Genomic DNA, 26,109 nt, shown 5'->3' with positions numbered 1-26,109 from the left:
GACGACGGCGTTTCGCCGGGACACGCCGTCGTCCGTCCTTAAAGGTGGGGAGACTCAGCGGGGTGCACTCAGTGGGAAGGCTCCCCGCCAGCGGGAACCCTAGGGTGCCAGCCGCGCGAGGATCTCCTCAGTGGACTGGACGGGCTGGCGGTAGGTGCTGGACAGGATGCGCAGCATGTCCGCCGCGTCCTGGCTGTCCTCGGAGGCCATGGCTTCCTCCGCGTAGGTGACCCGGAGGTTGTGGGCGAAGGCGTCGGCGCCGGTCTGGGCGATGCAGTTGTGGGTGGAGACGCCGGCGAGCACCACCTCCTCCGCACCCCAGTTGCGGAGGCGGGACAGCAGGTTCGTGCCCACAAAGGCGCTGTCCCTCGTTTTGTTCAGCTGGGGCAGGCCGTCGATGGCCAGCCCGGGCACAGCTTCGGCCTGCCTGCTGCCGCGGAAGATAAAGCCCTGGTCGTCGTCGAGCATGTTCAGCGTCCATGTGGATTTGTCGCGTTCGTGCTCGGTGCCCACCATCAAAGCCTTGTGCCCGCTGGCCTTGAAAGCCTCGAGCAACCTGTTGCAGGACGCCACCAGGTCCTCCTGCCGGGCTGCCAGTTCCGGCGCCTCGAAGTACGCGTTCTGCATGTCGATGACAAGAAGGGCAATCATCCAGGAACCTTTCCACGGTTTGCTCGTGCCGGAAACGTACCCTGCGGCCGGCCGGCCGAAACCTAGGGTGCGGATTCGCGGATCTGCAGCTGGAACCCGGCTTCCACGTGCACGCCCTGCTCCGCCATCTCATGCGCTTCGATCCTGTCGATGAGCAGGGCGATGGAACGCTCGGCGATTTCGGCCATGCCGGGTGAAACCGTGGTCAGGGAGGGCGAGGCGAACCGGGCCTCGTCGATGTCATCAAAACCGGCCACAGCCACCTGCTCCGGCACCTTGACGCCGCGGATGAGCAGCTCGTGCAGGGCTCCGAGGGCCATGGCATCGTTCAGCCCGAACACCGCGTCGAATTCGACACCCCTGTCCAGGAGCCCGGCCACGGCCGCTGCACCCCCGTCGCGGCGCCATTCACAGGGCGCGATCAGGGCGGGGTCGAAGGGGAATCCTGCCTTCTCCAGTGCGCGCCGGTAGCCGTTGAGCCGGAGCCCGGCGCTTCCGCCGGACTCGTCCGCGTGGGCGCCAAGGACTGCGATCCGACGGCGGCCACCCGCCACCAGGTGCGCTGTCAATGCTGCGGCGGCTTCCTCGTTTTTCATGGTGACCAGATCGAACCGTGGATCAAGGATATGTTCGCCCAGCATCACCAGTGGTTTGTTGCCCAGGCGGCCGGCAATCGCGTCGGCGTCCATGGCCAACGGGGTGAACAACAGGCCGTCGGTGAGCTGGCGGAACGGCCCCTGCAGGGCGTTCAGTTCCGCATCCGCCACGGCATCGGACTGCTCCACCAGGACCCGGTAACCGCGCTGCGATGCGGCCTTCATCAGCCTCGAAGCCAGCTCGGCGTAATAAGGGGCAGAGAGGTCGGACAGGACCAGGCCCAGCATGCGGGTCTTGCCGGAGCGGAGGCTGCGTGCTGTCAGGTTGGCCTCGTAGCCCAGCTCGGCGATGGCATCCTGGACCCGCTGCTTGGTGGCAGGACGGATGAACTCGTAGTCGTTGAGGACGTTGGAGACCGTTTTCAGCGACACCCCCGCTGCCCGTGCAACGTCGTTCATGGTGACCGCCATGATGGCTCCTTCTTGTGGTTCCGCCTGTTCCTGCCATACATCGTTGCAGAAGATGCGGCTGTGGCGGGAACCCGCCGTCGGAACGGGGCAGAAGCAGCTGGTCAGTCCTTTGCCTTCGCCGCCTTCGCTGCGGCTTTGGCCGCCTGCTTGCTGGCGCGGACTTTCACCAGGGACCCGGGATCAACGATGTCCGCGACCGAGAGGTACGAACCTTCCTCGCCGTAGTGCCCGGCGGCCTCCCGCCAGCCCGGCGCCTGGAGGCCGCGCTGCTTGCCCAGCAGGGCGAGGAAGATTTTGGCCTTCTGCTCCCCGAAGCCGGGAAGGGCCTTGAGCCGGCGCAGGACTTCGGCGCCGTCCGGGTTGCCCTTGGTCCAGATCGCGGCGGCGTCACCGTCCCATTCGTTCTGGACTGCTTCCGCGAGCGCCTGGACCCTGGCCGCCATTGAGCCCGGGAAGCGGTGGACAGCAGGGCGTTCCTTGAACATCTCCACGAAGGCCTGAGGCTCCTGGGATGCGATTGCTTCCGGGGCGATGGACCCGATCCTGGTACGGATTTTCTCCGGGCCCGCGAAGGCTGATTCCATGGTCACCTGCTGGTCCAGCAGCATGCCCGTCAGCAGCGCAAAGGCGTCTTCACTCAACAACTTGTCCGCGGCGGGATCCCCCGTGATGTGCAGTTCCATGCCGTCCATTTTCCCAGAGGTTGGCAGGTGCGTCAGCGGGGCACCGGAATTCACTTCCGGCGCCCCGCTGAGGCTGTGTTCCCGCTCCGGTTACTCGCCGGCGCGGGCAGGCTACTGGCCGACGGCGAGCCGGATCATGGACCAGGACACTGCCGGCAGCTCGGCGGTGAGGCGGCCGCCGTCGGCCTTGGCCGAGACGTTCTCGGCCGGCAGGACCGAGGTCGAATCATCCGCCGTCGCTTGCCAGTAGGGGTCCTTGTTCGCGTAGGTGAGAGCTTCCAGCACCCGCACGTTGCCCAGGCCGGACACCATGGCGTCCAGGCCGAGCGAGTCAGTGGCCGAGCGGTTGACGGCGAACACTACGGCCTCGCCTTTGTCTGCGTCATACGTAGCGACGGCGGACACGGCGGCAAAGCCGGCGGTCTTGCCGCCGCTGACCAGCGGGGATTCGACGGCGAGCTGCAGCACGGTTCCGGAGGCGTGGCGGGAGGTGAGCGCGAACGGGTGGAATGTGGTCTGCTTCCAGGCGCGGCCGCCGGGCTCGGTCATGATGGGGGCGATCACGTTAACCAGCTGCGCCAAGCTGGCTGAGTGGACGCGGTCAGTGTTCTTGAGCAGGGTCACCAGGAGGTCCCCGACGACGACGGCGTCCGCAACGGTGTAAGTATCCTCGAGCAGGACTGGGGCAACGGGCCAGTCCTTGCCGGTTGGCGCACGCGATTCGTCCCGGCTCATGTGCCAGACGTTCCATTCGTCAAAGGAGATATTGACCTGCCTGGTGGATTTCTTCACCGACTTCACGTGGTCGATGTGGCTCACGATGTGGTGGATGAAAGTTTCCATCCGGTGGCCGGCGGAGAGGTGTTCCTGCAGGTCGCCGAAGTCCTCGAAGTACTGGTGCGCCGAAATCAGGTCCACCAGCTCGTAGGTCTCGGAGAGGACCACCCGCTCCCATTCGCCGAAGGTGCTCATCGTCGGCCCGGAGCTGCCGCATGCCACAAGCTCGAGGTCGGGTTCGATCATGCGCATGCCGCGGGCGGTGTCCGCAGCGAGCCGTCCGTACTCGAGGGCGTTCTTGTGGCCGATCTGCCATGGCCCGTCCATCTCGTTGCCCAGGCACCACATCTTGATGCCGTAGCCGTTTTCCGCCCCGTTGGCCCTGCGCTGGTCCGAAAAGGCCGTGCCGCCGTCGATATTGCAGTACTCCAGGAGGTCCAGCGCTTCCTGCGTGCCGCGGGTTCCGAGGTTCACTGCCATCATGGTTTCCACACCGGCCTTGGCTGACCACTTGGCGAACTCGTCCACACCCACGAGGTTGGGGTCTGTGGAGTGCCAGGCGAGGTCGAGCCGGACGGGGCGCTTGTCCGCGGGGCCCACGCCGTCCTCCCAGCGGTAGCCGGACACGAAGTTGCCGCCCGGATAACGCACCGTTGAGACGCCGAGTTCGCGCGTCAGCTCCAGTACGTCGCCGCGGAAGCCGTCCCCGTCCGCCGTGGGGTGTTCCGGCTCGAAGATGCCGGTGTAAACACAGCGGCCGAGGTGCTCCACGAAGGCACCGAAGGTGCGGCGGCGGACCGGCCCCACCATGAAGGCACGGTCCATGGTGATTTTTGCCGCTGCTGAGCCAGGTGCTGCAGGTCCTGCTGCCGGCGATTCGGATCCGGCGGGTCCGGTGGACCGGCCAGGGGCGGTGGATTCTGTTGATGCCACGAAAACGTCCTCGTTCCTCGTTCTTTTACAACGTTATAGAAGTATTGTTGGGGGTTCCGCGGATTGAGTCAAGCGCCCTGCCATTGATCGTTCCGGGCCAGGCGGCATGCGGTCTCCGCCGGGCACACGCCGCCCACCTGCGGCAACACCAAAAAGAAGCCAGTGGGAGGCAAACCCAAGTAGTACCTAATCTCAAAAACAAGTACCGGTTACGCATTCACCGCGAACGGCCGCGCCACTAGGTTTTTCCTCAGAGACAAGACGGGTTCCGGCCCGCAGTACTTGGCTCACGAGGGGGAAGTGAGACTGGCAATGCACCAACAACACGCAAACTCCGATTTCCCGGGCCGGCGCACCCGGGTATTAAGCGGGGCCGGCGACGAGGAGGCCTTTGAGACCAAGGCCTCTCCCCCAGCCGTCGCCGGCCCTCTGGTTTCCCAGCAAGGCCCCGTTCACCATCCTCGCGGGCCTGCCACACACGGAAGCCCGGCAGTCGCGCGCGTTCCCCACGGCAGCACCGCACCTGCCAGCACTGGACCTGGCAGCAGCGCGCCTGGAAGCACTGCACCTGGAAAGGGCGCACCTGGAAGCACTGCATCTGGAAACGGCGCACCGCGAATGGCCGGATCCGGGAAGGCAAGGCCGCCCGCGGCATCCGGCTCCCCCAACGGGACGCCGAGCGCAATCCTGCTGGACCTCGTAACCGGCGCCGAAACGCTGCGCCACTCCCTTGAACTGCTGGCAGCCGCATCAGCGCGGGCTGTTGTGGGCACGGCCGGCCCCGTAATCGAGTGCGGCGTGGTGGTGCGGCAGCCGAAGAGGAGCCCGGTCATTACCGGTACTTCCGGAGAAGTCATCCGCTTGCTGGAATGGGAACAGGAAAAGGGCGAAGGTCCCGTCAATGACGTCCTGGCCGGCGGACATCCCGTAGCCGTGCTGCAGAGGAGCGGCGACTTCCGCTGGCCCCGGTATTGCCAGGAGCTACAGAAGGCGAACCTTGGCAGCGTCCTGGGCACACGGCTCCGCCTGGAGCCGGACAACGAGGAACCTGGTGACGGTGCCGTCCCCGTCCGCGAGACCACCGCCGCCCTGGCGTTCTTTGCCCAGGACGCCAAGGCGTTTCCACTGCAGGTGATCTCGGAGGCACGCTCCTTCGCCGGCCTCGCCGCGAAAAGCCTTCAGATGGCTTTGGACCTCCATAACGCCAGGTCCACTGCATCGGATCTGCGGCTCGCCCTGGACAGCCGTACGTCCATCAACGTTGCCTGCGGCGTGATCATGGCCCAAAACAGGTGTTCCTACCATGAGGCGTTTTCAATCCTCGCCCGGGCCTCCAGCCACCGGAATATCAAGGTACGCCTGGTCGCGGAGGACATCCTCGAGCGGCTGCCCGAGGGCCCTCCGCGGGCGCACTTCGGCCACTAGCCCTAGATTCCGCCGGCAAGCTTGTAGTAGGCGGCGTTCCAGTTGAGGTCCTTCTTGAACTGCCGGATGGTGGTTCCCTCGTCGATGGTCAGCAGCTCCGTTTTGGCGATCTCGGCGAAGTCCTCGAACACGTCCATGCCCACCTGGGTGGAGAGCACGGTGTGGTGTGCGGCGCCGGCGGTGAGCCAGGCGGCGGCGGAGGTGGCGAAGTCCGGCTGAGGCTGCCAGAGGGCGCGGGCCACCGGCAGGTTGGGCAGCGGCTGGTCCAGGGGAACGACGTCGACGGCGTTGGCCACCAGGCGGAACCTGTCCCGCATGTCGGACAGAGCCACCACCACGCCCGGTGAGGCATCGGCGTCGAACACCAGCCGGACAGGGTCTTCCTTGCCGCCGATCCCCAGCGGGTGGATCTCAAGGCGCGGCTTACCGGCAGTCAGGGACGGGCAGACCTCCAGCATGTGGGCTCCCAGGATCTTTTCCGCCCCGGGCTCCAGGTGGTAGGTGTAGTCCTCCATCAGGGAGGCGCCGCCGGGCAGCCCGGCGCCCATCACCTTTGCGGCGCGGACCAGGATGGCGGTCTTCCAGTCGCCCTCGGCGCCGAAGCCGTACCCGGCCGCCATGAGCCGCTGCACGGCCAGGCCCGGAAGCTGGCGGAGCGCACCCAGGTCCTCGAACGACGTGGTGAACGCGGCCGATCCGTTGGCTTCCAGGAAGCTACGCAGGCCCAGTTCGATCCGGGCGCCGTAGCGGAGCGCTTCGTGGCGGGCGGCGCCTGCGCGGAGCTCCGGCACCACGTCGTAAAGGTCCTCGTACTCGGCAACGAGTGAGTCGACGTCGGCCTCTCCGGCGCCGTGCACGGCATCGGCGAGCTCGTTGACGGACCAGGTGTTAACCGCGACGCCGAAGCGCAGCTCGGCCTCCGTCTTGTCGCCTTCGGTGACGGCCACGTTGCGCATGTTGTCCCCGAAGCGGGTCAGCTTCAGGGTACGGACGGCGGCCCAGCCGGCTGCGGCGCGCTGCCAGGAACCCACTTGGCGGGCCACCTCGGGGTTGGAGACGTGCCCCACGACGGTTTTGCGGGCGATGCCCAGGCGGGACTGGATGTAGCCGAATTCGCGGTCGCCGTGGGCGGCCTGGTTCAGGTTCATGAAGTCGAAGTCGATGTCCGCCCAGGGCAGGTCCCGGTTGGCCTGGGTGTGCAGGTGCAGCAGCGGCTTGCGGAGCAGGTCAAGGCCCTGGATCCACATCTTGGCCGGGCTGAACGTGTGCATCCAGGCGGTGACGCCGATGACGGAATCGTCCGAGTTGGCCTCAAGGGCGGTGCGGCGGATCGCATCGGAATCGGTCAGGACCGGCTTCCACACGATCCGGACCGGCACCGATGAGGAGGCGTTGAGCCGGTTGGCGATCTCCTGGGACTGGGCGGCCACCTGTTTGAGGACGTCCTCGCCGTAAAGGTGCTGGCTGCCGGTGAGGAACCAGACCTCGTAACCGTCAAGGGAAGTGTTTGCTGCGGTGCTCATGGGTTCTCCTTGGGAGTAAAGCTGGGCGGGCCGTTATTGGCCGGGCTGTTGCTGTCCGGGCTGTTATTGGCCGTAGACGTTCTGGTAGCGGGCGTAGAGGGAGTCGATATGGCCCTGGTCGATGGGGACGGGTTCACCGAGCTGCCGGGAGATGTGGACCGTCCGGGCCACTTCCTCACACATCACGGCCGCTTTCACCGCCGATTTGGCGTCCTTGCCGATGGTGAACGGGCCGTGGTTTTGCATCAGCACGGCCGGGGAATGGGAGTTCTTGAGCGTCTCCACGATGCCGTGGCCGATCGAGTCATCGCCGATCAGGGCGAATGGGCCTACCGGGATGGATCCGCCGAATTCGTCGCTCATCATGGTGAGCACGCACGGGATGGCTTCCCCGCGGGCGGCCCAGGCGGTGGCGTACGTGGAATGCGTGTGCACCACCCCGCCCACCTCGGGCATGTGCCGGTAAACGTAGGCATGTGCCGCGGTGTCCGACGACGGCGACAGCGCCGGGTTGCCCCACTCACCCGTTGCATCTCCCGGAACAGGCACGCCGTACAGGTCCGTGACCACCATCTGGTCCGGCGTCAGGTCCTGATACGAAACCCCGGAGGGCTTGATGACCATCAGCTCGTGGCCGGGGACGCGGGCCGAGACGTTGCCCGCCGTCCATACCACCAGTTCATACCGCGTCAGCTCGGCGTGCAGGGCGCAGACTTCGTCCCGGACCCGGGCGATGGTTTCGAGGATTCCCGTTCCGGCGCTCATGCGGATACCTCCACGGCAGCCTCAGCAGCGGCAGCCCCCACCGGGGAACCCGCAGCTCCCCCCAGGGAACCGGCAGTCCTGCGCTGGATGGCCTTGAGCCGGTGCATTACGTTGTTGGTGCCGCGGCCGAAGTAGTCGTGCAGTGTCTTGTATTCCTGGAACAGTTCCTCGTAGGCGGCCACGTTTTCAGGAATCGGGGTGTACACCTCGCCCGGTTCCGAACCCATGGCGGCGGCAGCTTCGCGGATGTTGGCATACTTACCGGCGGCGACGGCGGCGTGGATGGCCGAGCCCAGGGCCGGGCCCTGGGCTGAACCGATGGTGGATAGCTGCAGTCCGGTGGCATCCGCATAGATCTGCATCAGGAGCGGATTCTTGAGCAGGCCGCCGGCCACGATGAACTCCTTGACCGGGACACCGGAGTCACGGAAGGCGTCCACGATGGTCCGGGTGCCGAAGGCGGTGGCTTCCAGCAGCGCGCGGTAGGTGTCCTCGGGCCGGGTGGCGAGGGTCTGGCCCACCACGATGCCGGACAGCTCATGGTCCACCAGCACTGAGCGGTTGCCCGAGTGCCAGTCCAAGGCGATGAGGCCGTGTTCACCGATGGCCTGCCGGGAGGCGAGGCCGGTGAGGTATTCGTGGATGCCCAGCCCCGCGGCGTCGGCGGCCTGATGGTATTCCGGCGGCACCCCGTACTTGGTAAACCAGCCAAAGATGTCGCCCACGCCGGACTGGCCGGCTTCGTAGCCCCAGAGTCCGTCCACGATGCCGCCGTCAACCACGCCGCACATCCCGGGCACTTCGCGGAGCTCCGTGCCGTTCATGACATGGCAGGTGGAGGTGCCCATGATGGCCACCAGCTGGCCCGGATCCACTGCGCGCGCGGCAGGAGCGGTGACGTGGGCGTCCACGTTGCCCACAGCGACGGCGATGCCCTCGGGAAGGCCGGTCCATTCAGCAGCCTCCGCGGTGAGGTAGCCCGCGGCGTCGCCCAGGCGGCCAATGGTGTGTTCCAGCTTGGCGCTGACGAAATCCTTGAACTGGGGGTTCAGTGCCGCCAGGAAGTCCTCCGACGGGTACCGCCCGTCCTGGTAAATGCCCTTGTAGCCGGCGGTGCACGCATTCCGGACGTACTGGCCGCACAGCTGCCAGACGATCCAGTCCGCGGCCTCCACCCAGTGGTCCATTTCGGAATAGGCGTCGGGGTCCTCTTCCAGCAGCTGCAGGCCTTTGGCGAACTCCCACTCCGAGGAGATCAGGCCGCCGTAGCGCGGCAGCCAGTCCTCGCCGCGTTCGGCGGCGAGCTGGTTGATCCTGTCCGCCTGCGGCTGGGCGGCGTGGTGGCGCCAGAGCTTCACGTAGGCGTGGGGGCGGTTTTCGAACCCCGGGAGCTCGTTCAGCGGGGTGCCGTCCGCCTTCACCGGCACCATGGTGCAGGCGGTGAAGTCCGTGGCGATTCCGACGACGGCGGCCGGGTCAATCCCGGCGTCAGCGATGGCGGCGGGAACAGCGTTGCGCAGGACGTCCCGGTAGTCGTTCGGCACCTGAAGCGCCCATTCCCCCGGAAGCCTGACGCTCTTTCCGTCAGTGCCGTGGCCCGCCAGGTCCTCCGGAAGTACATCCGTAACCACTGCATGCGGGTACTCGTACACGCCGCTGCCGAGCTCCTCGCCGTCCCGCACCCGGACCACCACGGCCCGTCCTGACAGCGTTCCGTAGTCCACGCCGATGACGTAATTGTCCATGTCCACTCTGACGTCCATAAAACTTTCCTCCAGTAGCTGCCGCAGCTTCACGGCGCTCTTAATTGTGAGCGCTAACAACAATGAAGTCAATGCCAGGAGTTTCGAAACCCGGCATGCGGCTGCACGTCCAGCTCCATGCGTACTGCACCCGAAGCCCGGAAAAACTGTGCGAGGCTGCCCAAAAGGGGTAGGGACAGGATGAACCCGCCGGAACAAACGCCAGGCGACAAGAAGGGGCTCCGTGGAAACCGTGCAACCCAAAGAGCGCACTGCATCCCGCGTATGGTTGGCCGGCCCGCTCTCCACCGGGCTTGGATTGGTGGCGCATGTGGCAGCCGGCGGACCGGTGCCCTCACTGATGATCCTCGCGGCCGTGGCTGCGCTGATGGGCATGGCGGCAGCGATGGTGGGCCGGTTCAGCTTGCCCGGCTGGGCCGTGCTGCTCGCGTGCGGACTCGCCCAGCAACTGCTCCATCTGGGGTTTGCAGCGTTTTCCGGCGGTTCCGGCGAGGGGCTGTCCGGTCATGGGCACGGCGGCAATATGCAGAACGTTGACACCGCCCAAGGTCCTCGCCCAGCCGTCGAGGCGGCCTCGCCCGCGGGGTACTCGCTCCAACTGATGCTCCACGTGCACATGGCTGCGGCGCTGGCAGCCTATGCCGTCATGAACTACTGGCCCAGTTTTACCCGCTGGCCCCGCCGCGTCCAGGCAGCCCGGCAGAAGTCCCCCGCTGCCTAGTGAGTCGCCGGTTGTGATCTCAGGTCACGCGGCGAAATTAGGGCTGCCGCCAGAGCCGTGCCAAAGCGGCAATGTCGTTTGGTGTGGTCCGGCAGCAGCCACCCACCATGCGCACGCCACGTTCCTGCCACGCCGGGATTCCTTCCACGAGGCTGGCCGGCGGCCGTTCGGTTCCTGCCCCTCCGCGGGCGGACACGGCCGGTCCCCAGGTCTTGGTGGTGGCGTCGTAGGTTTCCCCGGAGTTGGGGTAGGCGATCAGCGGTTTGCGGCTGGCCCGGCCTAAAGCGTCCAATGCCGGGGTGACCAACTCCAGCGGAACGCAGTTCACACCAATGGCGGCGACCAGCGGCTCAGCATTGCAGAGCTCCGCTACCCGTTCGAGCGGCGTGCCGTCACTGATGTGCGCTCCGTCCCGGAGCGTGAACGTCAGCCAGGATCCGACGTCGAACTCCGCAATCAGTTCCAGCAGCGCCTCAGCTTCAGGCAGTGAGGGCAACGTTTCGCAGGCAAGGACATCGGCTCCCGCTGCCACGAGCGCCGCGACCCGCGGCCGGTGGAATTCCATAAATTCGTTCCTGGTGAGCGTGTAGTCGCCGCGGTATTCGGACCCGTCGGCAAGGTAGGCCCCGTACGGTCCAACAGATCCGGCCACCAGCAGCGGACCGGACTCCGGGTTCCCGGCCAGGTACTCACGGCGGGCCTCGTCAGCCAGGCGAACGCTCATGGCAACGCGTTCCAAGGCTTCGGCTTCAGGAATTCCCCGGCGCGCAAACCCCAACGGCGTGGCCTGGTAGCTGGCGGTGATGGCGACGCGCGCCCCGGCTTTGAAGTAGTCGAGGTGGACCCGCCTGACGAGTTCCGGCTGCTCCAGCAGGACTTTAGCGGACCACAGCGGGTCCTCGAGGTCGCAGCCATGCGCTTCAAGCTCCGTGGCCAGCGCACCGTCCAGAACCAGGTTCTCTCCGGCGTCGAGCAGTCGGGGCAGGGCGTTGCTGCGGGGCATCATGTCAGGCTGGGGCATCACTTCAGGCTACAGCGAAGGCGGTGCTAGGGGTGCGGTGCTGCGGTGCTCTCCCGCGGCACCAGCTCCGGGGTGACCACTGTGGAAGTCACCGGGGCCCCGGCTTCAATTTCCTTCAGCATGGCATCCATGCAGCGCCTGCCCAGCTCTTCGAAGTCCTGGCGCACCGTGGTGAGGGGCGGGGTGAAGTAGCCCGATTCGGGCTGATCGTCGAATCCCACTACGGAGACGTCGTCGGGCACCCGCACGCCTGCCTCGTTGAACGCCCGCAGCACGCCGAGGGCCATTTGGTCGTTGCCGACAAACAGGGCGGTTGCCGTCCGCTCCGCCGCCAGGCGCCGCCCGATCGCGTAGCCGCTTTCCGCGCTCCAGTCACCTTCCAGCAGCAGGTCATCGTCCAGACCTGCCTGCTTCAGGGCCGCGCGCCACCCGTCGGTGCGGAGCGCGCCGTCGATCCAGTCCGCCGGCCCGGCAACGTGGCCGATCCTGCGGTGCCCGAGTTCGATGAGATGGCCGACGGCGATCCGGGCACCGCGTTCCTGGTCCACCATCGCGCCACTGACGGCATCATTGCCCGGCGACCCGACGGCCACCACCGGCACCCCGGGGTTGAACTCTTCCAGGATCCGCAGGGTTTCGGTGTGCGGCACCAGGACAGCAATCCCGTCCACGGACTGGTCGGTGAAGTGCCGCAGCGCATCGAAGATGGCGTCCCTGCCGACGGAACGCAGCGCGGCGATGCTGACGAAGTAGCCGGCGTCCCGCGCCGCGCGCTCCACCCCCAGCATCGTGTTGGCCGGGCCGTACTGTGAAAGCTCGCTGCCCAGTACGCCGATGGTCTGCGAGCGCCGGGTCACCAGGCTCCGTGCCGCGGTGTTCCGCCGGTAGCCCAACTGCGCGATGGCGGCCTCGACCTTTTCACGCGTTGCCTTGCTGACGTTGGGGTGGCCGTTGACTACCCGGGAAACGGTCTGGTGCGAAACACCAGCAAGTTCTGCCACGTCCTCGAGCCGCGGCAGCCGCCCGGTGCTGCTTTTTGTCATGTCCCCATTGTGCCCGCTTGCTGCCGGTAACCCGTTGGCTGGCTGGTCCCTGTCCTGTTTCTGTCAGTTGTTGCCACCAACCCCTAACCCCGGTTTGATGCCCGTGGCCCAACGAGAAATCCCCCGGCGGCCTTGGGAGGCTGCCGGGGGATTCCCGCTCTTCGTAAAGAGTGGGCCCTGTGGGGCTCGAACCCACGACCCACGGATTAAAAGTCCGATGCTCTACCAACTGAGCTAAAGGCCCCTGCCGGGCTGTAGCGGCACGCTGTGCCGGCCTGCCCGGCCCAGTCCATTTCTGGACATTTAATACTCTAACCCATGGTTCCGGCCCCATTGAACGCAAGTGGGGACCCGTCGTCGGGCTCGTTGACCGGGGTCCTGATGCTCGATTTCCGGCAGGGCACAGGAGTAGCGTGGGTGGCATGAGCGAGCAACCAGGTCCCAGTCCGTACGGCGGCGCCAACCGGCACCATAAGCCGAAGCCTTTCGCCCCCGTGGACTTCGAGCCTTTTGCCGGCGGCGCAGATCCCGCGCGGGTGTCCGAAGCCGCCCACCTCGCCGCGCAGGCGCTGGTCCGGCACGGCCGCGACAGCGATGATCCGGCGGTGACCGAGCGGCTCGTCCGGCTTGCCGACGAGCAGGGACTGGACGCCATTGCCGAGATGTGGGCGGAGAGCCCGGCCAGGTCGCTTCCCGGCGCACTCTGGCGCCTCTACGCCTTGCGGGCGGCCACGGTGCAGGACCCGGAGCGCATTTCCGTGTACTTCCGGGCCGGCAAGGACACGGCCCAGGTTTCCAATGTGGTGGCAGGTGCCGCCGAGCCTCCCGGAGCGGACGAGATGAAGACGATGGCGGACGCCATCCTGTCCGGCGCGTTCGACGGCGAGTTCGACGTTGCGCTGGAACGTTCCGCCGCGTTCTGCCGTGTGGTGGCGCTCGGCCAGGCGACGCTTGCCGATGGTGCCGACTACGGCAACGAGGCCCACGCGAGCAAACTCACCCGCAACTCCCACCAGCTGGTGAAAACCGCCGAAGACCTCGAGCACGCCGCCAACGCCTGGCGGCTGGGCGAGCTGGACTAAGGCAGCGGGGATGCCCGGCAGGGAGGGCCCAATTCCAGTGGCCCAAGACCGCGCATCTGTCAATGTTGACTTGGGCCAACCAACGTAGAACACTGAAACTGGTGCCGAGCCGCGAAACCCCCGGGCTTCAACATTTAGCCGCCTAGAGCGGCCTACCGCCGAGAGGCGTATCCGGTTCGGCACCATTTTTATGCCCGCCGCCTGCCAACCAGGTCTTGGCTGGCCACTTCCCTGTTAGCCCATTTCAGGGGCCTTTTGCGGACCGGTAGAGTTAGCGTTGGTTGCGCCGGGGTCAGGTCACACGGCAGGCAACTCCCGCCCTGTACTTTTCCCGGAGACCGGTAACTAAGTGAAACTGCGCCTTTTTCCCCAGGAGCCCGCCGGGCTGAACCTCTTATCGCAAATGGCGCAGCAAATCGTGTTGGGCAGCGCCACGCTCGCCGAAATCCTCGGTGTCCCCGCCGACGAGCACGGCAAGCTCGTGGAGGACATGCACAACCACGAGGCACGGTCCGCCGAACTGCATTTCGCCCTGCTCACCCATATGCGCACCAGTTTCGTGAATCCGCTGCCGCGCGAGGACATGTACGCCCTCTCCCGCTACCTCAATGAGGCCATCGAGAAGCTGGATGCCGCCGCAGAACTGGTGGCGCTGTACCGGCTGGAGCGGCTGCCCAAACGGGCCGCGGACCAGCTGGAAATCATCAGCCGGCAAGCCGAGCTCACGGTGGACGCCATGCGCCGGCTCGACGACCTGGACGATCTGGAGGACTACTGGATCGAAATCCTCCGGCTGGCAAAGCGCGCCGAACGGACGCACCGGGTGTGGGTGGCGGACATGATCAGCGACATGAAGTGGGCGCAGTACTCCCGCAACCGCGATATTGCCAACCAGCTGGTGGACGTCACCAAGGACATGCGGCGCATCGCCACCCAGGTAGGCAGCATCATCGTCAAGGAATCGTGAGGTGGCCGAAGTTATCTTCGGCGCCGTGGTGCTCCTGGCCGCCGTGTTCGCCTTCCTCAACGGGTTCCGCGACGTCTCCACCTCCGTGGCCGTTGCCGTGCGCACCAGGGCACTCACCCCCACCGTCGCAGTGTTGCTCGCCGCCTTCTTCAACTTCATCGGCGCGCTGGTCAGCGCGGGACTGGCGGTCGCCGTCAGCCAGACCTGGATCAGCCTTCCCGCCGGGACGGACGGACTTAGCATCCTCCTCGCCGGCCTGGCCAGCGCCATCGCCTGGGGCATCCTTTTGTGGTGGCGGGGCATCCCCGCTTCCTCCACCCATGCCCTGGTGGGCGGCCTCGCCGGGGCCGGGCTCGCAAGCCTGGCCCTGGGCGGGCTGGGGGTTGGAGGGGCGGACCGCTCCTTACTGGTCCAGGTCATCCTGCCACTGGTACTGTCGCCGCTGGTCGCCTATAGCGGCGCGTTTTTGCTCGTCTACCCCACTACCTGGGCCGCCCGCCACACCCAGCCGAATGTGGTGAACCAGCGGTTCCGCAGGAGCCAGTCCATCGCCGCGGGCGCGGTGGCATTCGGCCACGGCCTGCAGGACGGGCAGCGGGTCAGTGCAGTCCTCCTCCTGGCCCTGCTGGCGGGCGGCTATTCCGGCGGCGGCACCATCCCCGTCTGGGTGGCCCTGCTTTCCGCGGTGATGATCACCGCCGGCGCAATGTGCGGCGGCTGGCGGATCTCGCACACCATCGGCTACAAAATCACCAGGATCGATCCGCTGCGGGGGTCGGTGGCACAGATCTTCAGCGCCGTGATGCTTTTTGTGGGCGCCATCGGCCTGCACTGGCCGCTCTCCACCACGCACACAGTCACCTCGGCAGTGTTGGGCGCCGGAGAGAACCAGCACTTTTCGGTGACCAACCGGAAGCTGGTGATCCGCATCGTGGGGCTCTGGGTCCTGACCCCGGTGGCCACGGCCGTGCTTGCCTTCGTGCTGGCGCTGGCACTTTCGCCACTGCCGGGATGACGCGCCCATGCCGGTCCGCCTGTCTATGACAGGGACCGCCGCCCCGTGCGCCCTTCGACAGCCGGTGATCCGTACTGCCCCAGGCCTGTACAGCCCGAGATCTATACGGCGGGTGATCTATACAGCCGGAAGCCTGTGCCGTAGATTCAACAACAGACCCCCAGGGCTGCTTGCCGGGTCTGACATCCGCCGCCGGGTGCAGGGCCGCGGATAATTCCGCTGCAGCATATCGGCGGCCTGGCTGCACAAACGTGGAAAAGACCAGGCGTCATGTCGCACTTGACTCCCCCGAACAACGCGCCACAGCCGCGGCAGATGCGCTGCGAGCTTTGCGGGACGGAACAGCAGTTGACCATCCATGCGATCATGGCGATCGAAGCGGCCCATGGCGACCTGGTGACTGTCTCCTATACCTGCAACGAGTGCCAGCGGTTCCACGAACACCTCGCCTATGCGGCCGACGTGGCTGCGGCTCTGGGCCAGGTGCGCTGGATGGCGAAGGTCGTGATGTTCGGTGACGACTACATCCACTGCGGATTCCCCATGGAGGAAGCCGAATTCGAGATAGAACGCCTGTGCTATCAGAGCGAGGGCGCCAACGGGCTCAACACCGTGTCATTGCCCACGAGGGTGCTGCGCTGCCGGTGCGGCTTCCAGCTTGAAGTCCCGGAGTAAGCGCACGACGACGGCCCCCGCGAGATAGGAAAAGCGGCGGTTCGCAGCAGCTTCCTGCCCGGATCTGCATCAGATTCCGGCGGTACAACCGGGGCTTATCCGAAGCGGCCGGAGACGTAGTCTTCCGTTGCTTTCTGGGTTGGATTGCTGAAGATGGTGTGGGTGTCGCCGATTTCGATGAGTTTGCCGGGCTTGCCGGTGCCGGCGATGTTGAAGAAGGCGGTGCGGTCCGAGACGCGGGCTGCCTGCTGCATGTTGTGCGTCACGATCACCACGGTGTACTGGTCTTTGAGCTCGTTGATGAGGTCTTCGATGGCCAGGGTGGAGATGGGGTCCAGGGCGGAGCAGGGCTCATCCATCAGGATCACCTGCGGCTCCACGGCGATGGCCCGGGCAATGCAGAGGCGCTGCTGCTGGCCACCGGAAAGGCCGGAACCAGGCTTGTCCAGGCGGTCCTTGACCTCGTTCCAGAGGTTGGCGCCCTTCAGCGAACGCTCCACCAGGACGTCGGCCTCGCCCTTGGAGATCTTTTTGTTGTTCAGCTTCACGCCCGCCAGCACATTGTCCCGGATGGACATGGTGGGGAACGGGTTGGGCCGCTGGAACACCATGCCGATTTGCGAGCGGACGGTGACGGGGTCGACTCCGGGTCCGTACAGGTTGTCGCCGTCGAGGAGCACCTCACCCTCAACCCGCGCGCCCGGAAGTACCTCGTGCATGCGGTTCAGGGTCCGCAGGAAGGTGGACTTGCCGCAGCCGGAGGGGCCGATGAACGCGGTGACGGACTTGGCCTCGATGTTGATGGTGACGTCTTCCACTGCGAGGAAATCGCCGTAGTACACGTTCAGGTCCTTGACGTCGATGCGCTTAGACATGGTGTTCCTTCACTAACTGGGGATGGATTGAAGTCTAGGTTCCGGCCCGAAGGAGCGGAATGGGAGTGCCGGCATAAAGCAGGGAGCAGGCGTCAGCGGCCTGTCCTGGGGGCGAAGACCCTGGCGATCAGCCGGGCGCCCAGGTTGAGGATCATCACCAGGATGATCAGCACCAGGGCGGCGCCCCAGGCCCGCTGGGAGGACGGGTCCGGGTTCGCCGGTGATGTGGGGTTCAGGATCTGGGTGTAGATGAACGTGGGCAGCGAGGCCATCCAGCCGCTGAACACGTTGGAGTTGATGCTGGTGGCGAAGCCGGCGGTGACCAGGATGGGCGCCGTCTCGCCGATCACCCTGGCGATGGCCAGGGTGACGCCCGAAGCGATGCCGGAGATCGCCGTCGGAATCACCACCTTGATGATGGTCCGCCACTTGCGCACGCCCAGCGCGTAGGCCGCTTCCCGAAGTTCGTTGGGCACGATCTTCAGCATCTCCTCGCTGGACCGCACCACCACCGGAATCATGAGGACGGAAAGGGCGACGGCGGCGACCGCGCCTGTCTTGGTGCCGGGGCCAACAACAGCGAAGAAGAAGGCGGCGGCGAAGAGGCCGGCCACGATGGAGGGGATGCCGGTCATCACGTCAACGAAGAACGTGATGGCCCGTGCAAGCCGGCCGTCGTGGCCGTACTCCACGAGGTAGATGGCGGTGAGCAGGCCAACCGGCACCGAAATGACAGTGGCCAGCAGGGTGATTTGCAGGGTGCCGAGGAGGGCGTGGTAGATGCCGCCCTTGACGGCTGCGCCTTCTTCCACTGCCTTGTTGTCGAAAACACCGGTCACGCCGTTCATGGAGGTGCCGAGGAAACCCGGCGTGAGCAGCCCGGGCACGCCGTTAACCAGCACGGTCCAGATCACCGAGACGAGCGGGAGCAGTGCCACCAGGAAGGACCCCACCACCAGGCAGGTGGCCAGTTTGTCCTTCGCCTTGCGGGAACCCTCCACCGCGGCGCTCCAGGACACCAGCCCGATGGCGAACAGGACAGCCGAGACGATGCCCCAGCCGAAGGCGTTGAACCCTGCCAGGGCGAGGACCGCGGCGCCCACAATGAGGGCGGCGGCCAGAACCACGTAGGGGGCATACCTGGGCAGCTGGCCCTTTGTGAGCGTGGAGCGCTTGCTGCGGACGGGCGTGAGCGTGGAGGTCATTTAGTTGGCTCCCGAGAATTCTTTGTGCCTTGTGATGATCCAGCGCGCGATCATGTTCACGGCAAGGGTGATGATGAACAGGACCAGGCCGGCGGCGATGAGGGTGCTGACCTTGAGCCCGCTGGCCTCGGGGAAGTTCAGGGCGATCTCCGCTGCGATGGTCTGGTTGCCGGACTGGATCAGGCTGGCGGTCAGGGCTCCGGAGGAGAGAACCAGCGCCACGGCCATGGTTTCGCCGAGGGCGCGGCCCAGGCCGAGCATCACGGCGCTGATGATGCCCGGCCGCGCGAAGGGCAGGACCGACATCTTGATCATTTCCCAGCGGGTGGCGCCCAGGGCGAGCGCGGCTTCCTCATGCAGCTTGGGGGTCTGGAGGAAGATTTCGCGGGACAGCGAGGCGATGATGGGCAGCACCATCACGGCGAGGACGATGCCCGCAGTGAGGATGGTTTTGCCCGTGGCCGAGGCGGGTCCCTGGAAAACGGGCAGCCAGCCCATGTTCTGGGCGAGCCAGTTGTAGGCCGGGGAGATTTCCTTGGCCAGGAACGCAGCACCCCAGGCGCCGTAGACCACGGACGGGATGGCGGCGAGCAGGTCCACCACATAGCCCAAACCGGCGGCGAGGCCGCGCGGCGCGAAGTGCGAGATGAACAGTGCAACGCCGATGGCAACTGGCGTGGCGATCACCAGTGCGATCACCGCGGCGATGAGCGTGCCGATCACGATGGGCCAGATGTAGGCGAAGAAGCCTTCCCCGCCCTGGATCCCGGCCGCCGGTGCGGTCAGTGCCGGGATGGCCTGGACCACCAGGAAGAGCGCGACGCCAAAGAGGACGGCGAGAATAAGGCAGCCGGCGGCCAGCGCGGCACCCGAAAAGATTTTGTCCCCGGCGCGGCCGGCGGCCTGGGTGCTGGTCAGGGGGGTGGCGGTCATTCGACGGCCCTTCGATCGTGGAGGTTACTTAAAGACTGGAAAGCGTGGCGTCCAAAGCCAAGTTCCCCGCACTGCCTCGCGGCAGGCGGGGAACCCGGATCCGGTGCGGTAATTAGGACTTGACCTTGATGGACTCGATGGCCGTCGCGGCCTTCTTCGCCAGGGCCGGGGTAAGCGGTGCGGACTTCGCTGAGTCCGCAGCGGCCTTCTGGCCCTCCTCGGAAACTACGTAGTTCTCGAACGCCTTGATCAGGTCAACGGTCTCCTGCTTGTCGTAGGCGCTGCAGACAACGTGGTAGGAAACGAGCACCACCGGGTAGGCACCGGAGGCGGTGGTCTTGCGGTCCAGCTTGATGGCGACGTCGTTGGCGGAACGGCCTTCGACGGGCTTGCCGGCTTCCACTGCCTTGGAGGCGGCATCAGCGGAGATCTTGACGAACTCCCCGCCCACCTTGATGGCAGCGGTGCCGAGCTTGCCGCCCACGGCGGAGTCGTCGGCGTAGGTTACGGCGCCGGGGGTGTCGGTCACGGTCTTGACCACGCCTGAGGTGCCCTTGGCGTTCTCGCCCTGCAGGCTTGCGGGCCAGATGCCGGCGGACTTGTCCGTCCAGACCTCAGGTGCAGCCGAAGCCAGGTAGTCGGTGAAGTTGGTGGTGGTGCCGGAGTCGTCCGAGCGGTTCACCGGAGTGACCTTGAGGTCCGGCAGGGTGACGCCCTCGTTGAGAGCGGCAATGGCGGGATCGTTCCATTTGGCAACCTGGCCGCGGAAGATCTTGGCCACGGTGGCTGCGTCCAGCTTCAACTCGGTGACGCCGGGAACGTTGAAGGCCACGGCGATCGGCGAGATGTAGACGGGGATGTTGATGGCGCCGGCGGGACCGCAGACTGTCTTCGAGTTCTCGAGCTCTTCGTCCTTCAGGTAAGCGTCAGAGCCGGCGAACTGTGCGGAGCCGTCAACGATTGCCTTGCGTCCCGCGCCGGAGCCGTCCGGAGAGTACTGCACAGTGGCGCCCTGGTTGGCGCTGGCGAAGCCGGCCTTCCAGGCGTCCATGGCTGCCCCGGTGGAGGATGCGCCGATTCCGGTGAGGGTGCCGGTGACCTTGGGACCGGCAGACGTCTGGCCGCCTGTGGGAGCGGTGCCCGTGGCGTTGTCTGAACCGCAGGCCGTGAGCGCGAGTGCGCCGGCTGCGATAACAGCGATAGCCGCGTGGCGGCCGAAGCGGAGTGCCTTCACTAGATGTACCCCTTCCAGGGTTTCTCAGGTGCGGAGCAAGGACGGAGAGGCCCTGCAGCGCGATGCGTACGTTCTGTACCTTCAATGAAGTTATGGGGCGCAGGTAACGGGATGGGCTGACCAAAGTGAACGGAACATTAACGACGGCGGGATATTCGTTGACAAGTGCCGGGTCCCCATTGCGCAGATCACATCGCCAGCCGTAGTGCGCCGCCGGCAAACGGACAGCCAGCAAATAGACTGGACGTCATGGCCCAGGCAGCAGGACTTTCAGCAAGCAGGCGTTTCCTGCACGGCCGTTTCCGCACGGGCCTGATCCGAAGCCGCAATTCCCTTGTTCCCGCCATTCAGATGACCCTTTGCGCTGTGGGCGCCTATGCCTTCGCCGAGTATGTACTGGGCCACTCCGGGCCCCTCTTCGCCGCCACGTCGTCCCTGATCGCGCTGGGTTTCTCGCGGGAACCGCGGTTGCGGAGGGTTGTGGAGGTGGGGGTGGGCTGCACCATCGGCATTGCCGTGGGTGACCTGCTCCTGCACTGGCTGGGCAGCGGAATCTGGCAGGCCGCCGTCGTCCTTCTTTTCTCTATCCTGCTGGCGCGCTTCCTGGACAGCGGCACCATCTTCACCACCCAACTGGCGCTGCAGTCCGTTCTGGTGGTGCTGCTGCCCGCGCCGGCCGGTGGCCCGTTCACAAGGAGCATCGACGCGGTAGTAGGTGGGGTCTGCGCACTGCTCGTGACGATTTTGATCCCGAAGGATCCCCGGCGGGAGCCGCGCAAGGATGTCCAGAAGCTGCTGCATGAACTGGCCGAGGTGCTGCGGGAGTGCGCCGGGGCGATGGCCAGCAGTGATTCAAGCCAGGCCTGGCACGCCCTTATCCGGGGCCGGAACTGCCAGCCACTGGTGGATGCAATGCGCCAGTCCCTCCGTTCATCCGGAGAGGTGGCCCGCCTGGCGCCCGCTTACCGGCGGCACCGGGACGAGCTGGAGCAGCTGAAACAGTCGCTCGACTTCATCGACCTGGCGTTGCGGAACAGCCGGGTGTTCGCACGCCGGCTCACCAGCGCCATCAATAACGCGGCCCTGTCCGACGAGGCGACGGAAAACATCGCGGAGGTGCTGCAGGAGACCGCTGCCGCCATTGACGAGCTCTCGCTGGGGCTGGCGGAAACGCACGACGGCGTCCGCCGCGCCCACCTGCGCACGGCCCGCCGCGACCTGAGCGAGATTGCCCTGCGCCTGCACCCCAAGCTGCTGGAGGTGCAGCGGCTCGAAGGTGAAACGGTGGTGATGCTCTACCGGCCCCTGATGGTGGACCTGCTCGAGGCCACGGGGATGGATGCGCGCGAAGCCCGGGACGTGCTGCCGGCGCTTTAGGGTCGGGTGGGCCTTCGGTGGTCGAGCTTGGGCCCACGCCCACAGGGTTCCCTGGCCGAGCGTGCGAGGTTAGGGTGCGGGCTGGGCCCACGCCCGCAGGGTTCCCTGGCCGAGCGTGCGAGGTTAGGGTGCGGGCGGGGATTGTCGGTGCCCGCCACTAGGGTGGAAACCATGGCAACAAAGACTTCCCGGGCGTCCAAGGCGCCCGCCTACAAGTGCGCCGAATGCGGCTGGACCACCGTCAAATGGGTGGGGCGCTGCGGCGAGTGCCAGGCGTGGGGCACCGTGGAGGAAACGGGCACCGCCGTGGCGCGTACGACGGCGGCCACTACTGTCATCGAGCCGGCCCGCCGAATTGCCGAAGTGGATGCCACTACCGCGGCTTTCCTGCCTACGGGAGTGGACGAACTGGACCGGGTGCTGGGCGGCGGCCTGGTGCCGGGCGCCGTGATCCTGCTGGCCGGGGAACCCGGCGTTGGCAAGTCCACCCTGCTGCTGGACGTGGCAGCGAAGTTCGCCCGGACCGCCCAGGACGTCCTCTATGTCACGGGCGAGGAGTCAGCAGCGCAGGTGAAGCTGCGCGCGGAGAGGATCGACGCCGTCGCCGAATCGCTTTACCTTTCCGCGGAAACGGATCTGGGCCAGGCGCTGGGGCAGGTGGAAAAGATCGAGCCCCGGCTCCTGATCGTGGACTCGGTGCAGACCCTCAGCAGCGCTGACGTTGACGGCAGCGCCGGCGGCGTCTCGCAGGTAAGGGAGGTGGCGGCGTCCATCATTGCCGCGGCCAAGCGGCGGAACATGACCACCCTGCTGGTGGGCCACGTGACCAAGGACGGCTCCATCGCGGGGCCGCGTCTGCTGGAGCACCTCGTGGACGTGGTGTGCCAGTTCGAGGGCGAACGCCATTCCCGGCTGCGGATGCTGCGCGCCGTCAAGAACCGGTACGGGCCCACCGATGACGTGGGCTGCTTTGACCTGAACGAAAACGGCATCGAAGGGCTCGCCGATCCCAGCGGCTTGTTTGTCAGCCGCACCAAGGACCCCGTCTCGGGCACGTGCATCACCGTAACCATGGAGGGCAGGCGGCCCCTGCTGGCCGAGGTGCAGTCGCTGCTGGCCGAGAGCCCCAACTCGCAGCCGCGCCGGGCCACCAGTGGCCTGGACAGTTCAAGGGTGTCCATGCTGCTGGCTGTGCTGCAGCAGCGCGCGGGAACCCTGCTGCACAAGGACGATTCCTACGTGGCCACCGTGGGCGGGGTGAAGCTTAGCGAACCCGCCACGGACCTCGCCGTTGCCCTTGCCGTGGCTTCGGCCAAGGCACGCAAGCCCCTGCCCATCCGGCTGATCGCTTTCGGCGAGGTGGGCTTGGCAGGCGAGGTCCGCCCGGTCCCGGGCATCAACCAGCGCATCCAGGAGGCACACCGGCTCGGATTCACCCACGCCGTGGTACCCGCGAGCCACGCCGGACCGGGGCCCATCCCGGCAGGCTTCTCGGTGCGCGAAGTGGAGCACCTGACGGAGGCGCTTAGCCTTCTGATTGGCTAGCTGCAGATACGGGCCCGGTGCTAGCCGTGCTGCGGCAACGAGTCCGGATCGTCCCGGTGGGAGCCGAAAAGCCAGCCCGAAACATCGCTGCGCAGCACCAGGAGCGGGCCGCCGGTAGCGCTGACGTTTCCGGTGGGCACGTAGTAGCCGCGGCCGTTTCCAGCGCCGCCGGCCGCGCGGTCCAAGGCAGCCACCAGATGCCGCGGCAGGTGGCCCTGCGGGCCAAGATTGCGAAGCTCATCAAGTTCTTCCGGCGTAAGCCGCCCCAAAACCTCAGCGATATTGGCCATGACGGGTCCCTTCGAGCAGAGTGCCTGAAGGAATAACCTAAAGCAGGGCTGTGAACTGCACGTTAACGTCTGACGGCGGTTAGGAATCTTATGAAATTCACGTCCAGGACGGAGGCATGATGCAGGTTCGGAGTGCAGGACTCCTTCTGTACAGGCGCACGGACCCAGGCACTGTGGAGGTGTGGATAGCCCACATGGGCGGGCCCTTCTGGGCGCGCAAGGATGCCCATGCCTGGTCCATTCCGAAAGGCGAGTACACGGAGGACGAGGATCCGCTGGCGGCCGCCCTCCGGGAGTTCGCCGAGGAGATGGGAACTCCCCCACCTGCCGCCGATTACGCGCACCTCGGAGAGTTCCGGCAGCCCTCCCGCAAGATCATCACTGTCTACGCTGCGGAGCAGGACTTCCAGCCCGGGAAGATCGTCAGCAATACCTTTCCGCTGGAGTGGCCCAAGGGTTCAGGCCGGATCCAGCAGTACCCGGAAATCGATGACGCCCGCTGGTTTCCGGAACCGGAGGCCCGGCTCAAACTGGTCAAGGGCCAACTGCCGGTCCTTGACGCGCTGGTGGAGCACGTCAAGGGGCAATCCTAGAAGTGCCCGCCGTCTGCCTTGACGGCCAGGACCGGGCGGTCAGCCTGCATCAGGATCTGCTGTGCGTGGCTGCCCAGGATGAACTTGCCCACCTGGGTGCGGTGCCGCAGGCCGATGACAATCAGCGAGGCATCCACTTCCCTTGCGACGTCGAGGAACTCGTCCGCCAGATCGTGCTGGTAGGGCGGCTGGATGACAGTTGCCGTCACTCCGACGTCGGCGGCCCGCTTGGCTGCCTGGGCCAGGACGTCCTCGGTGGCCACTGATTTGTCCACCAGGGCGCCCTGGCGGGCGGAGTTCACAATGAACAGGTCCTGCTGGCGGAGCTTCGCTTCGGCGATGCCGGCCGCGAGGGCGGCCTCGCCTGCCGGGGTGGGGACGAATCCGACGATGATGCTCATACCTTCTCCTTGATCGTGTGGGCGGCGCCCTCGGCGGCTGCGCTGGCGGACGCCGTCGTGCCTTTGCGTTTGGCGATGGCGGTGCGGATGGCGGGCAGGACAGCCACCAGGACGAACACCACCAGCAGCGTGGCGGAGATGGGGCGCCCGAAGAAGCCCGACGGGTCACCGCCAAAGACCAGCAGGGAGCGGCGCATCGAGCTTTCAAGCAGTTCGCCGAGCACGAAGGCCAGCACCAGGGGGCCTGGTTCGAAGCCAAACTTTTTCATGAGGTAGCCGACGATGCCGAAAACGACCACGAGCGTGACGTCGAACATGCTGTTGTTGATGGTGTAGGCGCCCAACAGCGTGATGAGGGCGGTGACGGGCGCCAGGATGGCGGCCCGGACGCGGAGGATCTTCACGAAGATTCCCACCAGCGGCAGGCTCATGATGAGGAGCAGGATATTGCCGATGTACATGGAGTTCACCACGCCCCAGAAGAGCTCCGGGTTCTGCTCAACGAGCTGCGGACCGGGCGTAACGCCCTGGATCAGCAGCGCACCGAACATCAGCGCCATGGTGGCGTTGGCCGGTATCCCGAGCGTCAGCAGCGGAATGAACGACGACGTCGCTGCCGCGTTGTTGGCGGTTTCCGGCCCTGCCACACCTTCCGGCGCGCCCTTGCCGAACCGTTCCGGCTGCTTGGCGCGCTTCTTTTCCATCGCATAGGAGGCCATCGAAGCGATAGTCGCGCCACCGCCGGGAAGGATGCCGAGGAAGAAGCCCAGCACGGATCCGCGGCCGATGGCTCCGGAGGCCTGCTTGAGGTCGTTCCGAGAGGGCCAGACGTTGGTGACCTTCGACGGCGCCTTGGCCGCGCGGTGCCGTTCCTCCAGGTTGTAGAGGATCTCGCCGAGGCCGAAGATGCCCATCGCAATGGGCACGAAGTCGATGCCGTCGGCGAGTTGCAGGTTGCCGAAGGTGAACCGGCTTTCGCCGGTGAAGATGTCCCGGCCAATCGTAGCGAGCAGGAGGCCCAGGGCCGCGGCGATGAGGGCCTTGGCTTTGGCACCATTGCTGATGGTGGCTACCAGCAGGATGCCCAGCAATGCCAGGGCTGTGTACTCGGGCGGACCAAAGTCCAGCGCGAAACTGGCCACCAGCGGGGCGAGGAATGTCAGTCCGATGATGGAGGCGGTGCCACCAATGAAGGAGCCGATGGATGCCAGGCCGAGGGCGGTGCCGGCCCGGCCCTGCTTGGCCATCTGGTAGCCGTCAAAGACCGTCACTACCGAGGAGGCCTCCCCGGGGAGCCTCAGAAGCACCGAGGTGATGGTGCCGCCGTACTGTGCACCGTAGAAGATGCCGGCCAGCATGATGATGGCCGTGACGGGCTCCACGTTGTACGTGAGCGGAAGAAGGATGGCGATGGTTGCCGCGGGCCCCAGTCCGGGCAGCACGCCGATCAGCATGCCGATGACGACGCCGATCAGGCAGTAAAGGAGGTTGGTCGGCTCCAGGACAACCGTAAATCCGTTGATAACGGGATTCAGAAAATCCACG

25 protein-coding genes and 1 tRNA gene are annotated in these 26,109 nt (G+C 66.1%); 9 read left to right on the top strand and 17 right to left on the bottom strand.

Translation table 11 applies throughout. The features are described 5' to 3' along the window. Window positions 1-99: 99 nt before the first annotated feature. The 4 genes from QFZ36_RS14955 to arfA form a co-directional block, all read right to left on the bottom strand. Window positions 100-651 (bottom strand): cysteine hydrolase family protein, encoded by a 552-nt coding sequence (locus QFZ36_RS14955; protein WP_306637697.1) that lies wholly within the window; start codon window positions 649-651, stop codon window positions 100-102. A gap of 62 nt (window positions 652-713) precedes the next feature. Beyond that, window positions 714-1,718, bottom strand: a complete 1,005-nt coding sequence (locus tag QFZ36_RS14950; RefSeq protein ID WP_306637696.1) for a LacI family DNA-binding transcriptional regulator — start codon at window positions 1,716-1,718, stop codon at window positions 714-716. Window positions 1,719-1,819: 101 nt separating this feature from the next. Continuing rightward, on the bottom strand, window positions 1,820-2,410 hold the full coding sequence (locus QFZ36_RS14945; protein WP_306637695.1) for an HhH-GPD-type base excision DNA repair protein: 591 nt from the start codon (window positions 2,408-2,410) through the stop codon (window positions 1,820-1,822). Between the two features lie 102 nt (window positions 2,411-2,512). Then, on the bottom strand, window positions 2,513-4,003 hold the full coding sequence (arfA, locus tag QFZ36_RS14940; protein WP_306639232.1) for an arabinosylfuranosidase ArfA: 1,491 nt from the start codon (window positions 4,001-4,003) through the stop codon (window positions 2,513-2,515). A 726-nt stretch (window positions 4,004-4,729) separates the two neighbouring features. Between arfA and QFZ36_RS14935 the strand changes: the two genes are divergently transcribed. Next, entirely contained in the window at window positions 4,730-5,536 is an 807-nt protein-coding gene (locus tag QFZ36_RS14935; RefSeq protein WP_306637694.1) for an ANTAR domain-containing protein, read from the top strand. A gap of 2 nt (window positions 5,537-5,538) precedes the next feature. Here the strand turns inward: QFZ36_RS14935 and araA are convergent, their stop codons facing one another. From araA to araB, 3 genes are all read right to left on the bottom strand, one after another. After that, a complete protein-coding gene (gene araA, locus QFZ36_RS14930; RefSeq protein ID WP_306637692.1) occupies window positions 5,539-7,059 on the bottom strand; it encodes an L-arabinose isomerase in 1,521 nt (506 codons plus the stop codon). 63 nt (window positions 7,060-7,122) lie between these two features. Continuing rightward, window positions 7,123-7,824: an L-ribulose-5-phosphate 4-epimerase gene (locus QFZ36_RS14925; RefSeq protein ID WP_306637691.1), complete on the bottom strand. Its 702-nt coding sequence runs from the start codon at window positions 7,822-7,824 to the stop codon at window positions 7,123-7,125. Then, complete coding sequence (gene araB, locus QFZ36_RS14920; RefSeq protein WP_306637690.1) at window positions 7,821-9,587, bottom strand: ribulokinase; 1,767 nt, start codon at window positions 9,585-9,587, stop codon at window positions 7,821-7,823. The genes QFZ36_RS14925 and araB overlap by 4 nt, the downstream gene beginning before the upstream one ends. 223 nt (window positions 9,588-9,810) lie before the next feature. On the opposite strand from araB, the gene QFZ36_RS14915 reads away from it, so the two are divergent. Next, window positions 9,811-10,308, top strand: a complete 498-nt coding sequence (locus tag QFZ36_RS14915) for a hypothetical protein (protein WP_306637689.1) — start codon at window positions 9,811-9,813, stop codon at window positions 10,306-10,308. A 37-nt stretch (window positions 10,309-10,345) separates the two neighbouring features. On the opposite strand, the gene mmuM is transcribed toward QFZ36_RS14915, so the two are convergent. The 3 genes from mmuM to QFZ36_RS14900 form a co-directional block, all read right to left on the bottom strand. Then, complete coding sequence (mmuM, locus tag QFZ36_RS14910) at window positions 10,346-11,311, bottom strand: homocysteine S-methyltransferase (RefSeq protein WP_306639231.1); 966 nt, start codon at window positions 11,309-11,311, stop codon at window positions 10,346-10,348. A 44-nt stretch (window positions 11,312-11,355) separates the two neighbouring features. Continuing rightward, on the bottom strand, window positions 11,356-12,372 hold the full coding sequence (locus tag QFZ36_RS14905) for a LacI family DNA-binding transcriptional regulator (RefSeq protein WP_306637688.1): 1,017 nt from the start codon (window positions 12,370-12,372) through the stop codon (window positions 11,356-11,358). A 171-nt stretch (window positions 12,373-12,543) separates the two neighbouring features. Next, window positions 12,544-12,616 (bottom strand) — tRNA-Lys (locus QFZ36_RS14900). Between the two features lie 178 nt (window positions 12,617-12,794). Between QFZ36_RS14900 and QFZ36_RS14895 the strand changes: the two genes are divergently transcribed. The 4 genes from QFZ36_RS14895 to QFZ36_RS14880 all read left to right on the top strand — a co-directional run bounded on the left by QFZ36_RS14895 (window position 12,795) and on the right by QFZ36_RS14880 (window position 16,111). Further along, window positions 12,795-13,454 (top strand): hypothetical protein, encoded by a 660-nt coding sequence (locus QFZ36_RS14895; RefSeq protein ID WP_306637687.1) that lies wholly within the window; start codon window positions 12,795-12,797, stop codon window positions 13,452-13,454. A gap of 349 nt (window positions 13,455-13,803) precedes the next feature. After that, window positions 13,804-14,421 (top strand): DUF47 domain-containing protein, encoded by a 618-nt coding sequence (locus tag QFZ36_RS14890; protein WP_306637686.1) that lies wholly within the window; start codon window positions 13,804-13,806, stop codon window positions 14,419-14,421. Window position 14,422: 1 nt separating this feature from the next. After that, window positions 14,423-15,436: an inorganic phosphate transporter gene (locus QFZ36_RS14885; RefSeq protein WP_306637685.1), complete on the top strand. Its 1,014-nt coding sequence runs from the start codon at window positions 14,423-14,425 to the stop codon at window positions 15,434-15,436. A 270-nt stretch (window positions 15,437-15,706) separates the two neighbouring features. Beyond that, complete coding sequence (locus tag QFZ36_RS14880; protein ID WP_306637684.1) at window positions 15,707-16,111, top strand: hypothetical protein; 405 nt, start codon at window positions 15,707-15,709, stop codon at window positions 16,109-16,111. A 95-nt stretch (window positions 16,112-16,206) separates the two neighbouring features. Here QFZ36_RS14880 and pstB read toward each other — a convergent pair whose 3' ends face one another. From pstB to pstS, 4 genes are all read right to left on the bottom strand, one after another. Continuing rightward, window positions 16,207-16,986, bottom strand: coding sequence for a phosphate ABC transporter ATP-binding protein PstB (pstB, locus tag QFZ36_RS14875; protein WP_050056681.1), 780 nt, complete (start codon window positions 16,984-16,986; stop codon window positions 16,207-16,209). A gap of 92 nt (window positions 16,987-17,078) precedes the next feature. Further along, window positions 17,079-18,191 (bottom strand): phosphate ABC transporter permease PstA, encoded by a 1,113-nt coding sequence (gene pstA, locus QFZ36_RS14870; protein ID WP_306637683.1) that lies wholly within the window; start codon window positions 18,189-18,191, stop codon window positions 17,079-17,081. Beyond that, a complete protein-coding gene (pstC, locus tag QFZ36_RS14865; RefSeq protein ID WP_306637682.1) occupies window positions 18,192-19,124 on the bottom strand; it encodes a phosphate ABC transporter permease subunit PstC in 933 nt (310 codons plus the stop codon). It lies immediately after the preceding gene. A 112-nt stretch (window positions 19,125-19,236) separates the two neighbouring features. Beyond that, window positions 19,237-20,358, bottom strand: coding sequence for a phosphate ABC transporter substrate-binding protein PstS (pstS, locus tag QFZ36_RS14860; protein ID WP_306637681.1), 1,122 nt, complete (start codon window positions 20,356-20,358; stop codon window positions 19,237-19,239). A gap of 249 nt (window positions 20,359-20,607) precedes the next feature. On the opposite strand from pstS, the gene QFZ36_RS14855 reads away from it, so the two are divergent. After that, window positions 20,608-21,735, top strand: a complete 1,128-nt coding sequence (locus QFZ36_RS14855) for an FUSC family protein (RefSeq protein ID WP_306637680.1) — start codon at window positions 20,608-20,610, stop codon at window positions 21,733-21,735. Window positions 21,736-21,906: 171 nt separating this feature from the next. Beyond that, on the top strand, window positions 21,907-23,280 hold the full coding sequence (gene radA, locus QFZ36_RS14850; protein WP_306637679.1) for a DNA repair protein RadA: 1,374 nt from the start codon (window positions 21,907-21,909) through the stop codon (window positions 23,278-23,280). Window positions 23,281-23,300: 20 nt separating this feature from the next. Here radA and QFZ36_RS14845 read toward each other — a convergent pair whose 3' ends face one another. Further along, window positions 23,301-23,570: a hypothetical protein gene (locus QFZ36_RS14845; protein ID WP_306637678.1), complete on the bottom strand. Its 270-nt coding sequence runs from the start codon at window positions 23,568-23,570 to the stop codon at window positions 23,301-23,303. A gap of 119 nt (window positions 23,571-23,689) precedes the next feature. Between QFZ36_RS14845 and QFZ36_RS14840 the strand changes: the two genes are divergently transcribed. Continuing rightward, on the top strand, window positions 23,690-24,163 hold the full coding sequence (locus QFZ36_RS14840; RefSeq protein WP_306639230.1) for an NUDIX domain-containing protein: 474 nt from the start codon (window positions 23,690-23,692) through the stop codon (window positions 24,161-24,163). On the opposite strand, the gene QFZ36_RS14835 is transcribed toward QFZ36_RS14840, so the two are convergent. Together QFZ36_RS14835 and QFZ36_RS14830 are read right to left on the bottom strand one after the other, a co-directional pair. Beyond that, entirely contained in the window at window positions 24,160-24,564 is a 405-nt protein-coding gene (locus QFZ36_RS14835; protein WP_306637677.1) for a universal stress protein, read from the bottom strand. The two genes, QFZ36_RS14840 and QFZ36_RS14835, sit on opposite strands and share 4 nt — an antisense overlap. Next, a complete protein-coding gene (locus tag QFZ36_RS14830) occupies window positions 24,561-26,108 on the bottom strand; it encodes a tripartite tricarboxylate transporter permease (RefSeq protein ID WP_306637676.1) in 1,548 nt (515 codons plus the stop codon). The genes QFZ36_RS14835 and QFZ36_RS14830 overlap by 4 nt, the downstream gene beginning before the upstream one ends. Window position 26,109: the final 1 nt, after the last annotated feature.

Source organism: Pseudarthrobacter siccitolerans (genome assembly GCF_030823375.1).
GTDB lineage: Bacteria > Actinomycetota > Actinomycetes > Actinomycetales > Micrococcaceae > Arthrobacter > Arthrobacter siccitolerans_A.
This window is presented reverse-complemented; position numbering and strand designations above follow the sequence as displayed.

Excerpts from the sequence above, each read along its gene's own strand:
- QFZ36_RS14955 (WP_306637697.1), bottom strand. The coding sequence starts at position 651 with ATGATTGCCCTTCTTGTCATCGACATGCAGAACGCGTACTTCGAGGCG.
- QFZ36_RS14950 (WP_306637696.1), bottom strand. The coding sequence starts at position 1,718 with ATGGCGGTCACCATGAACGACGTTGCACGGGCAGCGGGGGTGTCGCTG.
- QFZ36_RS14945 (WP_306637695.1), bottom strand. The coding sequence starts at position 2,410 with ATGGACGGCATGGAACTGCACATCACGGGGGATCCCGCCGCGGACAAG.
- arfA (WP_306639232.1), bottom strand. The coding sequence starts at position 4,003 with ATGGACCGTGCCTTCATGGTGGGGCCGGTCCGCCGCCGCACCTTCGGT.
- QFZ36_RS14935 (WP_306637694.1), top strand. The coding sequence starts at position 4,730 with ATGGCCGGATCCGGGAAGGCAAGGCCGCCCGCGGCATCCGGCTCCCCC.
- araA (WP_306637692.1), bottom strand. The coding sequence starts at position 7,059 with ATGAGCACCGCAGCAAACACTTCCCTTGACGGTTACGAGGTCTGGTTC.
- QFZ36_RS14925 (WP_306637691.1), bottom strand. The coding sequence starts at position 7,824 with ATGAGCGCCGGAACGGGAATCCTCGAAACCATCGCCCGGGTCCGGGAC.
- araB (WP_306637690.1), bottom strand. The coding sequence starts at position 9,587 with ATGGACGTCAGAGTGGACATGGACAATTACGTCATCGGCGTGGACTAC.
- mmuM (WP_306639231.1), bottom strand. The coding sequence starts at position 11,311 with ATGCCCCGCAGCAACGCCCTGCCCCGACTGCTCGACGCCGGAGAGAAC.
- QFZ36_RS14905 (WP_306637688.1), bottom strand. The coding sequence starts at position 12,372 with ATGACAAAAAGCAGCACCGGGCGGCTGCCGCGGCTCGAGGACGTGGCA.
- QFZ36_RS14895 (WP_306637687.1), top strand. The coding sequence starts at position 12,795 with ATGAGCGAGCAACCAGGTCCCAGTCCGTACGGCGGCGCCAACCGGCAC.
- QFZ36_RS14880 (WP_306637684.1), top strand. The coding sequence starts at position 15,707 with ATGTCGCACTTGACTCCCCCGAACAACGCGCCACAGCCGCGGCAGATG.
- pstB (WP_050056681.1), bottom strand. The coding sequence starts at position 16,986 with ATGTCTAAGCGCATCGACGTCAAGGACCTGAACGTGTACTACGGCGAT.
- pstA (WP_306637683.1), bottom strand. The coding sequence starts at position 18,191 with ATGACCTCCACGCTCACGCCCGTCCGCAGCAAGCGCTCCACGCTCACA.
- pstC (WP_306637682.1), bottom strand. The coding sequence starts at position 19,124 with ATGACCGCCACCCCCCTGACCAGCACCCAGGCCGCCGGCCGCGCCGGG.
- QFZ36_RS14855 (WP_306637680.1), top strand. The coding sequence starts at position 20,608 with ATGGCCCAGGCAGCAGGACTTTCAGCAAGCAGGCGTTTCCTGCACGGC.
- radA (WP_306637679.1), top strand. The coding sequence starts at position 21,907 with ATGGCAACAAAGACTTCCCGGGCGTCCAAGGCGCCCGCCTACAAGTGC.
- QFZ36_RS14845 (WP_306637678.1), bottom strand. The coding sequence starts at position 23,570 with ATGGCCAATATCGCTGAGGTTTTGGGGCGGCTTACGCCGGAAGAACTT.
- QFZ36_RS14840 (WP_306639230.1), top strand. The coding sequence starts at position 23,690 with ATGCAGGTTCGGAGTGCAGGACTCCTTCTGTACAGGCGCACGGACCCA.
- QFZ36_RS14835 (WP_306637677.1), bottom strand. The coding sequence starts at position 24,564 with ATGAGCATCATCGTCGGATTCGTCCCCACCCCGGCAGGCGAGGCCGCC.